At 47.2% G+C, this 14,326-nt stretch carries 17 protein-coding genes; 1 reads left to right on the forward strand and 16 read right to left on the reverse strand.

Going from position 1 to position 14,326, the window contains the following annotated elements; all coding sequences use genetic code 11:
* Positions 1-40 precede the first annotated feature (40 nt).
* The 5 genes from MHB49_RS22695 to MHB49_RS22715 form a co-directional block, all read right to left on the reverse strand.
* The gene (locus MHB49_RS22695) at positions 41-1,648 is read right to left on the reverse strand and encodes a spore germination protein (protein ID WP_405157220.1); all 1,608 of its coding nucleotides are present in this window, start codon (positions 1,646-1,648) and stop codon (positions 41-43) included.
* Positions 1,649-1,734: 86 nt separating this feature from the next.
* Positions 1,735-2,163 carry a stage V sporulation protein AB gene (locus tag MHB49_RS22700; protein WP_405153096.1) on the reverse strand — a complete coding sequence of 143 codons (429 nt, stop codon included), beginning with the start codon at positions 2,161-2,163 and terminating at the stop codon, positions 1,735-1,737.
* The gene (locus MHB49_RS22705; protein ID WP_405153097.1) at positions 2,144-2,800 is read right to left on the reverse strand and encodes a stage V sporulation protein AA; all 657 of its coding nucleotides are present in this window, start codon (positions 2,798-2,800) and stop codon (positions 2,144-2,146) included. The genes MHB49_RS22700 and MHB49_RS22705 overlap by 20 nt, the downstream gene beginning before the upstream one ends.
* A gap of 489 nt (positions 2,801-3,289) precedes the next feature.
* Positions 3,290-3,514, reverse strand: coding sequence for a hypothetical protein (locus MHB49_RS22710; protein WP_405153098.1), 225 nt, complete (start codon positions 3,512-3,514; stop codon positions 3,290-3,292).
* 8 nt (positions 3,515-3,522) lie between these two features.
* Positions 3,523-4,434 (reverse strand): helix-turn-helix domain-containing protein, encoded by a 912-nt coding sequence (locus MHB49_RS22715; protein WP_405153099.1) that lies wholly within the window; start codon positions 4,432-4,434, stop codon positions 3,523-3,525.
* Positions 4,435-4,543: 109 nt separating this feature from the next.
* Here MHB49_RS22715 and MHB49_RS22720 point away from each other — a divergent pair, with 109 nt between their 5' ends.
* Positions 4,544-5,476: an EamA family transporter gene (locus MHB49_RS22720; protein WP_405153100.1), complete on the forward strand. Its 933-nt coding sequence runs from the start codon at positions 4,544-4,546 to the stop codon at positions 5,474-5,476.
* An 88-nt stretch (positions 5,477-5,564) separates the two neighbouring features.
* Here the strand turns inward: MHB49_RS22720 and sigF are convergent, their stop codons facing one another.
* The 11 genes from sigF to MHB49_RS22775 all read right to left on the reverse strand — a co-directional run bounded on the left by sigF (position 5,565) and on the right by MHB49_RS22775 (position 14,277).
* Positions 5,565-6,320 (reverse strand): RNA polymerase sporulation sigma factor SigF, encoded by a 756-nt coding sequence (gene sigF, locus MHB49_RS22725; protein ID WP_076291907.1) that lies wholly within the window; start codon positions 6,318-6,320, stop codon positions 5,565-5,567.
* 14 nt (positions 6,321-6,334) lie between these two features.
* Positions 6,335-6,790 (reverse strand): anti-sigma F factor, encoded by a 456-nt coding sequence (gene spoIIAB, locus MHB49_RS22730; RefSeq protein ID WP_247898298.1) that lies wholly within the window; start codon positions 6,788-6,790, stop codon positions 6,335-6,337.
* Positions 6,787-7,140 carry an anti-sigma F factor antagonist gene (gene spoIIAA / locus MHB49_RS22735; RefSeq protein WP_036663380.1) on the reverse strand — a complete coding sequence of 118 codons (354 nt, stop codon included), beginning with the start codon at positions 7,138-7,140 and terminating at the stop codon, positions 6,787-6,789. Before spoIIAA ends, spoIIAB begins: the two co-directional genes overlap by 4 nt.
* A gap of 144 nt (positions 7,141-7,284) precedes the next feature.
* The gene (locus tag MHB49_RS22740) at positions 7,285-8,406 is read right to left on the reverse strand and encodes a D-alanyl-D-alanine carboxypeptidase family protein (protein ID WP_247903230.1); all 1,122 of its coding nucleotides are present in this window, start codon (positions 8,404-8,406) and stop codon (positions 7,285-7,287) included.
* A gap of 314 nt (positions 8,407-8,720) precedes the next feature.
* Positions 8,721-9,545, reverse strand: a complete 825-nt coding sequence (locus MHB49_RS22745) for a purine-nucleoside phosphorylase (protein ID WP_405153101.1) — start codon at positions 9,543-9,545, stop codon at positions 8,721-8,723.
* Between the two features lie 182 nt (positions 9,546-9,727).
* Positions 9,728-10,618: a tyrosine recombinase gene (locus MHB49_RS22750; RefSeq protein WP_405153102.1), complete on the reverse strand. Its 891-nt coding sequence runs from the start codon at positions 10,616-10,618 to the stop codon at positions 9,728-9,730.
* Between the two features lie 73 nt (positions 10,619-10,691).
* Positions 10,692-10,934 (reverse strand): DUF4227 family protein, encoded by a 243-nt coding sequence (locus MHB49_RS22755; RefSeq protein ID WP_247898301.1) that lies wholly within the window; start codon positions 10,932-10,934, stop codon positions 10,692-10,694.
* Positions 10,935-11,088: 154 nt separating this feature from the next.
* Complete coding sequence (locus MHB49_RS22760) at positions 11,089-11,556, reverse strand: Fur family transcriptional regulator (RefSeq protein ID WP_024630961.1); 468 nt, start codon at positions 11,554-11,556, stop codon at positions 11,089-11,091.
* A gap of 108 nt (positions 11,557-11,664) precedes the next feature.
* Positions 11,665-12,294, reverse strand: a complete 630-nt coding sequence (gene spoIIM / locus MHB49_RS22765; RefSeq protein ID WP_247903231.1) for a stage II sporulation protein M — start codon at positions 12,292-12,294, stop codon at positions 11,665-11,667.
* A 187-nt stretch (positions 12,295-12,481) separates the two neighbouring features.
* The gene (locus MHB49_RS22770) at positions 12,482-13,702 is read right to left on the reverse strand and encodes an endonuclease Q family protein (RefSeq protein ID WP_405153103.1); all 1,221 of its coding nucleotides are present in this window, start codon (positions 13,700-13,702) and stop codon (positions 12,482-12,484) included.
* Complete coding sequence (locus tag MHB49_RS22775; RefSeq protein ID WP_405153104.1) at positions 13,702-14,277, reverse strand: NUDIX domain-containing protein; 576 nt, start codon at positions 14,275-14,277, stop codon at positions 13,702-13,704. Before MHB49_RS22775 ends, MHB49_RS22770 begins: the two co-directional genes overlap by 1 nt.
* Positions 14,278-14,326 lie beyond the last annotated feature (49 nt).

The raw sequence follows: 14,326 nt of genomic DNA on the forward strand, positions 1-14,326 counted from the left end.
TATCAAATTAGTGAATGAGAAGAATGGATTTTTCGGAAGATCATTTGTGTTTTTTACTTTTTTGCATTTCTCCGTCCGGATCATCATCCATTTTGGTATTATCACGTGTTTTATTGATTGAAGGACGTTTTTTGTTCTCCAACAGAGGCAAACGGATCAAAAAGTTACCCAAAGCCTTTGCATTAAACGGTATGAATGGCCAGAGATAAGAAGAATTGTAGGAGCGATGCAGAGTCAGAGCCACAATAATGAGCGTGGTCCCGACTACGAATCCAGGAACCTTGAATATCGCCACAGCAACCAGCAAAAACAATCTGACCAATCGATTTGCCAAGCCTAACTCATAACTGGGCGTTGCAAACATGCCAATAGCGGCAATGGCCATATACAATACAACTTCATTGACAAAGTAGCCCGTTTTGACGGCGATATCCCCAACCAGAATCGCAGCGATCAAACCCATGGCTGACGCGAGTGGCGTAGGAGTATGAACAGCAGCCATCCGCAATAAGTCCACGCCGAATTCAATTAACAGAAACTGTAGAATCAGCGGTAACTTTGCATTCTCATGAGGACCGATGAACTCCATCCCTGTTGGCTTGATAGCAGGGTCGATGACCATCAGCAACCACAGCGGCAACAGGAAAAGTGAAATCAGTATTCCCCCGAATCGTACCCAGCGCAAATAGGTCCCCATAAAGGCAGTCTGCCTGTTCTCTTCCGCATGCTCACACAGGTCAAAAAAAGTCGTGGGCAGGATCATCACACTGGGTGATGTATCTACAAAAATAACAACCCGTCCTTCCATCAGATGAGAAGCCGTCACATCTGGCCGTTCCGAATAACGAACCAACGGATATGGGTGCCAACCCTTATTAATAATCGCTTCTTCCAACTGCTTGTCGGCAGCAGGAATGCCATCGATATTCACCCGTTTGATTTTTTCACGAACGGAATCCACCTGAACCTTGTCCACGATATCATCAATATATACTACACAGACATCCGTTTGTGATCTCCGGCCGACCTGCATGAGTTCAAACTTTAATCCAGGATCACGTATTCTGCGACGCACTAGCGTCACATTGGTCAGAAGCGTTTCTGTAAACCCGTCTCTAGAACCACGCACCACTCTCTCCAACGAAGGTTCCTCAGGTGAGCGTACCGGATAACTGCGTGTATCCATAATGATAACGGAACGATCCCCTTCGACAAACATGGCACTCATTCCCATGAGGACCTTGTTAATAACGGCGCTCATTTTCTCCACGCGCTCAACCTGAATATGGGGAATGTAACATTCGAAATACGATTTCAACGCATGTCCAGACACTTGCTCCGGTGTTAGATAAGTTAACCTTTTTAACACTTCAAGCAGAATCTCATCCTTCGCAAATCCAGTCAGCAGCAACAATCCAACGTGTTTACCGCCCAAAACCATTTCCCTCATATCTACATCAAAGGACTCTCCGAGTCCCAGCACTTGCTGAAGCGTATATTTGTTATCACTCATGCGGGGGGAAATATCGTCGTTTTCCTGCCAATATTCTACGGATTCTTCAATACTGTCCGACATTTCATCTTGCTTCTTTTTCTCGTATGCCTTCTTCCCCTCTTCCTTCTGAATCTCATTAGGAAATTTGTGCATTACCTCTTCGGAGGTTCCTTGGCCAGAGTCCTGCCCATCGTTGTCCGATCTTACATCCATTTCCCATCCTCCTTAGGCCTAACGTGTTAACGCTGATATACAAAAAAGTCAAACAAGGATCCTGTCATCTTCCCCAAAATCATGGCAAGCAGCAGTCCAAACAGATAAGATTTCATGCCCAGTCGTTTCGCCAGAACTGGCAGTACATTCAGCACTTCAGTCAGTGCCGCGGCAAGCAGACCAATGAACACACCGCAAAACAGTCCGATGATCGGACTAAGCAACAGCACGCCGTGCATTTTCCAGTGCCAAAAATCCGCAACAGTACCGAGCAGCGAACCTCCAATCAATGCCCCTTCATACCAATGGGTTTTGTCGTAAGAACGCGTTAGCTGAGCTAGTCTGGGGATCATATCTAACACGAGAATAAGCGCAATCACACCGCTTCCTACGGCGATTCCTCCTGCAATACCCAACACAATGCTGATCGCTCCGTTAAGAACGCTCATCCGCATTCATCTCCCTGCGTTCCTCTTCATGCATACGTTCGGTTTCTTCAATCACCACATACTTGTCTACATTTTGCTGATATAAAAACATCTCCACTTCCAAAGGGGTAGGTTCCTCATTCCACTTTTTCTTGAATAAATGATTGAAGAACACCGCCATGCCAAACCCAATTCCGATGGAATATGCCAGCTGAAACAGATACGGGTGCTCATCCCGTTGGCCTGTAATCATCTCTACAATTCGAATCTGAACTTCCTGCATGTTTACATCCGCATGGAAATTCATAATGGTCAATGCTGATCCAAAGAAAAGCAGAAGCCATACCAGGATGAACAGAGATTTGGAGGGTTTGCCACTTCCCACAACCACCTCAACAAGCGTATGACCCGATCCGATCAATTCAACCGTGACATCTGGCAAGGCCCGACGGATCAAGGGAATGATCTGCAATATATCAACGAGGATCAGATTGCCGTCCTCCGGTCCGGGGCGCAGCAATTCAAGCTCAAGCAACCTTGCTTCCTGTTCTTCGGGAGAGGTAAGCAAATGAGCTACATCCCCAATCCTGACGCTGCGGCCCCTTTGGATACGAATACGGCTGCGCAAACGAACATAAACCGTTGGAGTGGGTGTCAGGGACATCCGAAACACTCCTTTACTGCGTAATTTAGGTTAGTATTTGAAGAATGTGCAAATTTATTACATTCTGGTTGGAAAAAGGTTAGGAGTGCGTACAGGCGCTTCGGGATGGATCGGCCATCGGTCGCTGTTGTTCGGGGGGAGGATACACGCAGACACTCCGACGGCAGACCAACCTTTCGATCGCTGTTGTCTCCAAATTTTCTGGATTGATTTCTACTAGTGTAGAAATTCGGAGACAAAGGCGAACGCTTCGCTTCTTCAGGTCTAATCTGCCGCCTGCGTTGCTAATGTGTATCCTTAGACGAGCCCTCACGTTTCGCTCCTTAGTCCGATTCCATCCCTCCGCTGCACAGGTCCCTTTTTTCCAAAGGTCTGCAATAAATATGCTGTGTGGTTGTTAGTAGGAGAAATAACAGCTGGGGAATTTGGACCATATTTTGTCATGATCCTTTTGTTACTCAAACAAAAAAAAGCCCCTCATATAGCGACTTAGTGAGAAGAGAAAGTGTTATGGATGGACTGGTAAGAAACTTGGAGATCAGGCATCTCCGGGAAAGCTTTACGCATGGTTGTCAGGACTTCTTGTGAAGTGGTGATTTCTGAAGAAGGATTGGTTTGGATGACTTCAATAGATATGGGGAACGGATGGAAATAACGCATATACACAAAGACAAGCGCAGTGATCATCAGCAGGGTCGATAACAGTACCTTCATTTTTTTGTTTACTGTTTCATACCCTCCTTATTTCTCAACTCCATTTGTCTTCTGAACTTTAACGGGGTGATTTGCTTGTTTTTGCGAAACTGATGAATAAAATAGCTCGTGCTGTTAAAACCCACTTCATAAGCAATCTCGGTGATGCTGCGTTCCATGAGTTGCAACAGCTCCACACTCTTTTGGATACGATAATCGATAACATATTGCATGGGTGTTGAATTTAACATTTGCGTGAAATATCGGCATGTTTCCGATCGACTTAGCTGGCCCGCCCTTGCGATATCCTCCAATTTGATCGGTTCGGCGAAGTGCCGGTGAATCCATTCGAGCATCTCCTTCATTCGCCTGCTTCTGATGATTTCGGATGGATCATATTCCAGCGCCGATCCGCCTGTAATCAGGTGTTTCCAAATCGTTAAAAGGCTTGAAGCCACATTCATTTCGTAAAATGGTGGCTGCTCATCCAGATCCTTTTTAACATGGCGGATGGCGCCCAGGACTTGAGCTCCCCAGGAAATTTCCCCTTTGATTTGAACATAAGGAAAATTGGTCGCTGAGATATAGGGATATACATACTTCAAGTATAATTCGGATGGCACAACAAAATGCGGAGAGACATTCAGACAGAGATAAATACAATTTTCATACTCACCCTGTTCCTCTGCCATATGCATACAACCACTGTTGATAAACAAGCCATCGCCTTGCGCCACAATGATCTTTTGATCATTAACATGAAATAGAGCTTCTCCCTGAACAACGAGGACAAACTGCAATTCATCATGCCAGTGCAAAGGAATATGCCCGTGAACATGGCATACAATTGTGGTTTCATAACACGCAACAGGCAGTGTAACCGTACGATGCTCCGTCAGTTCCCTTCCGTTTTGATCAATCCCAAATTCTTTCTTAATCATTTTTCCTCATCTTAATATAGTTATATTTATCTGTGCAATATTGATATTATTATAGCCCATTTCATTTTAATATAACACTATTCTTATATTTAAGGTGAGGGAAATATCCATGAAATTATTTATTCAAAGATCTAGAAAATCGGGCATATTCTTCGTTCTTACAGGAGCAATAAGCTGGGGTATTGGTGGAACCGTTTCACAAAAGCTGTTTCAACAGTACGGTATCGATATCAACTGGTTTGTAACAATACGATTACTGATTGCTGGCATTCTGCTTCTAGCGGTTCAATCCTTTACAACAAGACGCTCGCAAATTTTCGATGTATGGAAGAAGAAAAAAACAGCCTTTCAGCTCATCATTTTCGGATTATTCGGAATGCTCGCTGTTCAGTATACGTACACGGCGTCCATTCATCATGGCAACTCAGCGGTGGCGACACTACTACAATATCTGTCTCCAGTCATGATTATGGTCTATATGATCTGGCGAAAACAAGCTGCTCTTACCCGAAAGGATATGATATCGGCGATTCTGGCTATGAGCGGGTGTTTTCTCCTCCTAACAAATGGTTCTCTCTCCCAATTATCTGTGCCATTACCTGCGGTATTGTGGGGGCTGTTATCCGGGGTTGCTGCTGCCTTCTATACTCTCTACGCCGTTAAACTGATTGAAAAGTTTGATTCACTCGTAGTAGTAGGCTGGGCAATGATCATCGGAGGGGCCGCTATGAGTATCATCCATCCCCCTTGGAAAATGGGCTTTGCCAGCTTGCGTTTGGAAACCTACGGATATTTGGCATTTACCATTATTTTAGGGACGATGATTGCATTCTGGTTCTATATCGAAAGTTTAAAAAGCTTGACAGCCAAAGAAACAAGTCTGATGGGAAGCGCGGAGCCGCTTGCTGCTGTTGGCACCACTGTGATCTGGCTGCATGAACCCTTTGGGTTATTCCAATGGCTGGGAACCGCATGTATCATTGGATTGATGTTATTGTTGCAGTCGAGTCATCCCAAACCCGTTCAGGTTAACGACAAATAACCTTCTTCGCACATTAATGCGCGATAGAAGGTTGTTAGTTGTCGTATATTGGTGATTTCACACCAATATTGTTATCTGCAATCCAAAATCACTGTGCGATCTGGTCGCGAATGGATTGCAGTATTTTTTTCTCCAGCCGTGACACCTGCACCTGGGATATACCCAGCCTGCTGGCTACCTCGGACTGGGTCTGATCCCGGTAATACCGGAGGTACACAATCAGCCGTTCCCGTTCACTGAGACCGCCAATCGCTTCGTTTAGCGCCAGTTTGTCGAACCACCGCTCCTGAGACTCGTCGGCAATCTGGTCCATCAGCGTAATCGGATCGCCGTCATTCTCAAACACCGTCTCATGGATGGAGGTAGGCGGTTTGTTCGCTTCCTGTGCAAAAACAACTTCCTCCGGGGTAACCCCCAGCTCTTCAGCCACTTCCTTGATCGTGGGCAGACGGTCCAGGTTTTTGGACAGCTCATCCCTTTTCTTACGGACTTTATTCGCCATTTCCTTGAGTGAACGACTAACCTTAAGTGTACCGTCGTCCCGCAGGAAGCGCTGAATTTCTCCGATAATCATCGGGACAGCATAAGTGGAGAATTTTACATCATAACTTAGATCGAATTTATCCACCGATTTAAGCAGGCCGATACAACCAATCTGGAACAGATCTTCCGGCTCATATCCCCTGTTCATAAAACGTTGTACGACGGACCAGACGAGTCTGATGTTGCAGTTCACCAGCGTATCCCGTGCGACATGGTCACCCGACTGACTGAGCGCAATCAGCCGTTTGACCTCGGCATCGTCCAAATAGGTCTGTGAAGACTGTTTCACTTCAGCATCCATAAGACCACCAACCCCTAATTATACAATGCTTTCTTGGATTCAATCCTTTTCTTCATCTTGATGGAGGTGCCTCTGCCGGGCTCACTGCTGACTTCGAATTCATCCATGAAGTTTTCCATAATGGTGAAGCCCATGCCCGAGCGCTCAAGTTCGGGTTTGGACGTGTACAGCGGCTGTTTGGCCAGTTCAAGATCTTCGATGCCCTCACCACGGTCTTCCACAATGATGGTGATCATGTCCTCGCGAATCTCGGCTTGAATGGACACAACACCTTCCGGATTGTTGTTATAACCGTGGATGATGCTGTTCGTTACGGCTTCCGAAATGACCGTCTTCAGATCACTAAGCTCGTCCATCGTAGGATCAAGCTGGGAGATGAAGGCAGCAACCGTCACCCGTGCAAACGATTCATTCTCCGACTTGGCCGCAAATTGCAGATTCATGAAATTTGTCCCCGTTCCTTCATTCATGAGACGACCTCCAGACCCGAGAGAGCAGTTCCCTCATTTTCGTAAATCGGCATAATCTTGAACAAACCCGACATTTCCAGCAAACGATACACTGGCGGATTGACATCACAGACCACCATTTTGCCGCCTTTATTCTTAATGAGCTTGTACCTTCCCAAAATGACACCCAGACCCGAACTGTCCATGAATTGCAGATCTTTCAGGCTGAGTACCAGATGCTCGCATTGTCTGCGTTGGATGGCTTCATCCATCTGCATCCGTACCATGTCAGCTGTATGGTGATCAAGCTCCCCGGATAATCGCACAATCAGAATCCCGCGGTGATGTTCCATTTCCACATGCAAGTTCACGTTTGCTCACTCTCCTCCCTGTCTTGAACAAGGATTTCTACGTTCCCGAAGGCATTTCCTGCCCCCCGACAAAACTAGAAGAAAACCCCTATTTAACTACAAAATATTGTTCAACGGATGTACGTAACCTGCATAAATCGCCGTTTAATCGAACAGTTTGGAGGTCGTGCGTTTGAACAGCTTCCACCAGCCTGCCTTATCCACATCCTGTGGAGCCTGAATGTCGAATTCCTTGATGACTTCATTGCCCTGGTAGACAACAAGCTTACCTATACTCTGACCTGCTTTGACCGGGGCTTTCACTTCTTTTGCCATCAGCAATTCATGACGAATCTCATCCGATTTCGCACCTTTGCGCATCAGCACACTATAATTTTGTGTTGCATTCAGGGGCAATTCGGCCACTTCCCCTTTTTCAATTTTCAGACTGCCCAGCAGATCCCCTGACTTGTACAGAGCTTTCATCGTGTATTGCCCAAAAGCATAGTCAAACATCGAGGAAACTTCACTGTTCCGAGTTTTGGTATTTGGTTCACCCAACACCACGGAAACGACACGCAGTCCATCCTTCATCGCTGTAGCCGACAGACAGAACTTGGCTTCGGAAGTGTATCCTGTTTTCAACCCATCCGCACCGGAGTAAAAACGAACCAACTTATTTGTATTCACCAGCCAGAATGGCTTCTCACTATCTTTACGAAGGTAATCCTGATATGCACCCGTATACTTCGTAATTCCGGAATGCTTCAGCAGTTCACGGCTCATGACCGCAATGTCATGGGCGGAAGAATAGTGGTTTTCTACCGGCAGGCCGTTACAGTTGGCAAAATGAGTATCCTTCATGCCGAGCTCCTTTGCCCGATCATTCATCAGCTGCACAAAGGCTTCCTCCGAGCCGGCAATTTTCTCGGCCATCGCTACTGAGGCATCATTACCTGAAGCCATAGCAATCCCTTTTAACATATCATCGACCGTCATCTCTTCCCCAGGTTCCAGAAAAATCTGGGATCCACCCATGGATGCGGCATATTCACTCGTTCTCACTTTATCGGTAAGCTTCAGCTTGCCAGAGTCAATGGCTTCAATAGTTAGCAGCATGGTCATAATCTTCGTAATGCTCGCCGGAGGCAGCTGATCATGACTGTTTTTTTCAAAAATGACGGTGCCCGTATCTGCATCCATCAAAATGGCGGAGCGTGCCGACGGGGCCAAATCTGCTCCTCCCGCTGCTTTAGGAGTTTCTTTAGCCAGCGCTGTTGATGCCATCAGGGGCAGCAGAATACAAAGGGTCATGAACGATGCCATTATTCGTTTCTTCACTAGGGTTACCTCCTCAAATGACTTGCTTACTGCATGTTCCATGCATGTACTGCTAATCATTGTCGGCCCGAATGAAGTAAATTATTCCATGTAAAGAATGATTTCCCGAACTTTTTATGTAATCCAAACGGAACACAAAAAAAACGAGCCTGAACTCACTGCATTAGTGAGCGCCCCGTTAAGGAAAATTAAAAAAGGTAACCCCTTCCCAATAGATCATATTAGGACAGGTTACCTCTTACTTCTTGCTAATTTGTTAGTTACATTTGTGGAATAACAGCCAGCACAAGCGCCAGGAAAGATTCACGAACACGCTCTGTCGTCTCCATAACCTCATCATGAGACAGCGGCTGGTCCAGAATGCCGGCAGCCATGTTACTAATACAGGAAATACCCAGTACTTCCAGTCCTGCGTGCCGTGCCACGATGACTTCGGATACGGTAGACATGCCGACAGCATCCGCCCCCAGCGTACGCAGCATCACGATTTCAGCTGGTGTCTCGTAGTTTGGACCGAGCATGCCGGCGTACACACCTTCACGTACATCAAAACCTTGTGAAGCGGCGGTATCCTTCGCAAGTGCACGCAGACGGCGGCTATAGGCTTCAGAAAGATCCGGGAAGCGCACACCAAGGGCGGAATCATTCGGCCCGATTAACGGATTCTTGCCTGTGAGATTCAGATGATCCGAGATCAGCATCAGGTCACCCGCTTCATAAGAGGTATTCACGCCACCTGCTGCGTTCGTTACGAGCAGGGAAGTTACGCCAAGTTCTTTCATAACACGTACCGGGAAGGCCGTCAGCTCCGGACCATATCCTTCGTACATGTGAAAGCGACCTTTCATCATGACAACCGGACGACTTTTGATGGTTCCCACCAGCAATTCGCCTTCATGTCCTTCAACTGTGGATACCGGAAAATGAGGAATATCCTGATAAGCGATGCTCACGCCATCTTCTATCAGTTCTGCCAAAATGCCAAGTCCTGAACCCAAAATCAAACCGACTTCCGGTTTAATGGAAATTTTGCTTTGAATGTAAGATGCCGCTTCCAAAATCATCTGTTGATTTAATGCTGTCATAAGATGTTCCCCCTTGAGTTGAAACGATCCGTCCTGTATCCGCAAATGAGATCAATCCAAGACATATTCGCTGAATTGACGCATTTGCTTATGTATAACGGCGTTTAGATGTGTTCAATTTATTTTATCCTAATTCGGGCTATTGTTCCGCTCTTTTTTGCAGATTTGTATCCATACGTAAACTATTTTGCCCGTGGATGATGAGATTCATAAATTTCTTTCATTGTTTTGCGACCATGATGGCCGTACTGCTGCCCAGGTTGCTCCACATGACCAAGCATGTCCTGCACCGCACGTGTATCTGCCCCACTGGCAATCAGGTGAGCGGCAAAGGAATGACGCAGCGTATGTGGTGTAATTTCGCCCGAGATTCCGGCATCCATCGCTGCTTTTTTGAGCAGCTTCCAGAAGCCCTGCCGGGTTAATCGTCTGCCGGATACGTTAACAAAGAGAGCCTGCTCGTCCGTCTCATGTTTGATAAGCAGGTTGCGGTACTCGTTCACATAAACACTCGCCCACTGTGCGGCAGGCGCACCGATCGGCAAAATTCGTTCTTTACCAGCACCTCCACAGCGGATAAAGCGCATGCCTGGCTGTACATCCCGCACATCCAGTGCAATCAGTTCAGATACACGAATGCCTGTGGCATACAATAGCTCAAGCATGGCCCGGTCACGAACCCCTTGCGGCGAACGGGTATCGGGGGACGCAAGCAGCAATTCGATCTCTTGGATGGTTAATACCTGCGGTGGTGTCTTGTCTGCTTTTGGAGCCTCCACATCAAACGTAGGGTCCTGCAGAATCTCACCACGCCTCATCAAAAAATGAAAATAGGAGCGCAAGGATACGACACTGCGGGCAATGGTTGCATTCGCACGTCCCGTCTGTTTCAGCTGACCTATAAACAGGATGACATGAGTCCGGCGTACCTGCTCCGCTTCCCGGATACCGTATTCTTTCTCCGCAAATTCGATGAACTTGTCCACGTCTCGAAGATACGATTCCAGCGTGCTGCTCGACATCCCTTTATCCTCTTCCAAGTATAAGGCATATGCGTGTATCGTCTGCCTCATGCACAACGCTCCTCATCTGACAGAACTGCCACTCGGGCAACCTGTCTCCGTATTTGCATCCCTGGCTGTTCAACTACTCTCCGTACCAATAGAATAAACGGAGACGGTCTGCCATCGTAGGACGTCCTTCCCCGCTAATGGGCCAAACCGTTTCCTGAAATACTTTAACCGCATTTCCTGTTGGCATTTGATACTGGTCCACAGGTGAGATCCATCCGTTGAACAAATCCAGAACATGATAGAACAGATAAACTAATGCAGCAAAAAATACGATAAATCGAATAAAACGGAGCCCTCTCCGCAGTGATATAATCACAGGTTATCCCCTCCTGGTTCGAACTGATTCGTCTAGAATCAGGGTATGTCCGCCAACGCAGGAATATGACTTTCTGGGTAAACCTTACATCACACGCTGGACCAAAAAAGCTCTCCCGTCAAAACCGCCGGTGAGAGCTTGAAGATATGCTATGTTATTCTTCATCTTTGGGCTTCTGGTCATTTTTAGCTTTGCAACGGTAACAAATCCCATGGAAATCCAGACGGTGATCTACTACTGAAAAATTAAATTCCCGCTCTAGTCGCTCTTCAAGCGGTCCAAGCCAGTCCTCACGTATTTCATCCATACTTCCGCACTGAACACAGATTAAGTGATGATGGTGATGCTTGGATGTATCTCCGCGTAGATCATAACGCGCTACACCGTCGCCGAAGTTGATTTTCTCTACAACATGCAGCTCACTCAGCAGTTCGAGGGTACGGTACACGGTTGCCAGACCGATTTCGGGAGCCTTTTCTTTCACGAGCATGAATACGTCTTCTGCGCTCAGATGATCTTCTTCATTCTCAAGAAGTACTCTCACGGTGGCTTCCCGCTGGGGCGTTAATTTATATCCTTGGGACTGTAGTTGCTGCTTAATTTTATCGATCCGTGCTTCCATTTTCTCCCTCCCCCTAGGAAATCACTGCACACTGCAACTTAACCCACTTCTTTCATTATAGGGGGAGTACATAATTAAAGTCAACATTTTACACTATCACGCGCAAAGCTAGGCAGGTAGTAACATTGGTGTGACCCATCGCATCATTGCAGGTGTAACCCATGTTTCAAATGACGCCACCCCTAACAGCATCGCTGCCATAACCAAAGTTAACACGATATATGATGCAAAAGGCTTCTGACGGCCTGGCGTCCGCTGCATCAGAACACGATTGCGAATAATGTATAAGGAAAAGGTCATGGCAGACACACTGCAAATCAGAAGTACCGGAATCACAAATAAATTGTGAGGTGCAACGGAAACGAGGGCAAATAACAGCCCTTTCCATGAATACTGTCCAACAAGGTAACCCACTGTAAAACCAATGAGCACACCTTTCAGAAAATCCAGAACCAATATGCCCGGCAGGCCGATGACCGACAAGCCCAGAATGAAAATTAGACCCACCCACTTAAGATGAAGCATGGCAATGTCCCAATAGGTTCCGGTCTCAGTCACCTGTCCGCTGTGCTGTACCGTCATGAAGAAGTTGCCAAGATATCCTTCCAGATCCTGACGTTGTTCAAGGGATAGTGCATTAACCATTAGGGCGCCAAAAATGACACCCACCAGAAACAAGACAGCCACGAATACATATAAAGAGGTTTGGCCTTTGAATGTGAAGTAGGCAGAACGCATACAGGTACGGGTCCCCTTTCCGGTTATCATGCTGCAAGGATATCGAGTGAAATCCCCATAGTCATTCTTATGAACCGGAATGCACACGTATGACTTCTTGTCCAGATTCAGATTCCCTTTCCCATGACAAAATACCTCTCCCACACCCAATTACGCTAACTCACGTTGTAGCCTACTGCAGACTTCTCTACTCTGATCTTTCCTTATTAGACACCTTTCCGTAAGTGCCACCACCACCAGATGACAATTCAAGTTGACCATTCCGCGCAGCAACGATAAGACCTGCCAGAACCGGTCCAACGACCTCTGCAAGTTCATCCTCGCTTGTACGATGTAATACGTTCATTTCCGTACCAAAGCGATCCAGCAGCTGGCGCAGTTTGGCTTTCCCCAAACCCGGGATGAATTCGAGCGGTACCTGATAGTGATAAGCAGGTCGGTTTGTGGGAACCTGAGGACTCTCCCGATCCGCGATTGCCAATATGCGATCGAGTACACCCTGCACAAGCTTCACACTGCCACAGTATGGACAACGTTCTGCCGACATCGCATGCTCGTCCATAATGCTTCCACAGGATGCACAATAGGTTCGGTGGTATTTGCCAAGTCTTGGATTCAAACCGTAATTGGCCGTAATGCCTCTGCCTGCTTGTCGTTTAAGTGCCATATTGAATTCGTCAAAGGAAGGCTTCTCCAGTTGTAACTGGTTGTACTCCCGTCCAATCTTGCCCAGAGAATGAGCATCCGAGTTCGTTAGAAAAGGAACTTGATCCAGTTCCCGAATATAACTGGCCATGGATGAATCGGAGCTTAGCCCAAGCTCAACCGCATCGATCAGGCTCGTATCCAGCACATCAGCCATACGAGGAGCTGTGCTGCCATATATGCCTTTATACGGGGTAAACGCATGCGCTGGCACAATAAGCCCGCCACGCGCCTTTATCTCGCCCTGCATCTCAAGCGCAGGTACATATACCCGCTGTGAGCTCAGGTTCACATTTTTCATATAACGTTTCATCCAGTCCGTGAAGGACTTCATGGTTTTCAGATCACGGAAGTAGGCCAGCATATGGAACTCCCGCATTCCTGGCTCACGCAGTTCTAATTCCGTACCCAGCAGGATGGTTGTGTCCTGATACGCAATGCCTCCTCCCTCAAGCTCGGACATCGTGCCGTTCTCAAGCAGCTGTTCAATGTCCATCTGCACAACCGGGGAGTGGCAATCAATGACGCCGAGTAGGTGGATTCCTTTGCGATCCGAGGCTTCTCTAGCAATGTTCTCAAATGTCAGATCACGGCTGCCACTGATTTTAACAGCTTCACCGCGCGAAGTTCGCCCAATGTGAATATGGAGGTCAGCATAACAAGGCTCCCACCCTGCAGACGCTGTCTGCTGCTCATTCATCATTAAAACCGTCCTGTCGTTCTGTAAAGATCCCATGCATACACTGCCATCATCGTTTTGGCATCACTGATCCGATTCTGATCCATCAACTGATAAGCCTCTTCAATTGTGATCTCGGACACTTCAAGAAATTCATCTTCGTCCAAAGCCATGTCTCCTGCTTCGAGCTCCTCGGCGATGTACAGATGAATGATCTCATCCGCGAATCCTGGCGAAGTGTAAAACGAACGCAAATGCCGCAGTGATTTGGCTAAATAACCAGTCTCTTCGCGCAATTCACGCGCTGCTGCCACTTCAGGTTCTTCTCCCGGGTCCAGCTTGCCTGCCGGAATCTCGACTTCGGTACGTCCCATAGCCTGACGATACTGATCAACGACCAGCATACGATCGCCATTCAGCGCGAGGACAGCTACCGCTCCAGGGTGACGGATGATCTCACGGGTAGCGGTCTGACCGTTAGGCAGCTTGACCGTGTCGACCTGAAGGGAAATGACTTTGCCCTCGAAGATGGGCTTTGTCGATATCGTCTCTTCGTCCAGTTTTGGATTGGCAGGATGTTTAGGATTGGTTGGGTTCATCTGTTCTTCAACTCCACTTCTTCGAATTTTGGTTCTCTTATACGTATAA

Origin of the sequence: Paenibacillus sp. FSL K6-0108 (assembly GCF_045040695.1) — a bacterium.
Lineage (GTDB): Bacteria > Bacillota > Bacilli > Paenibacillales > Paenibacillaceae > Paenibacillus > Paenibacillus pabuli_B.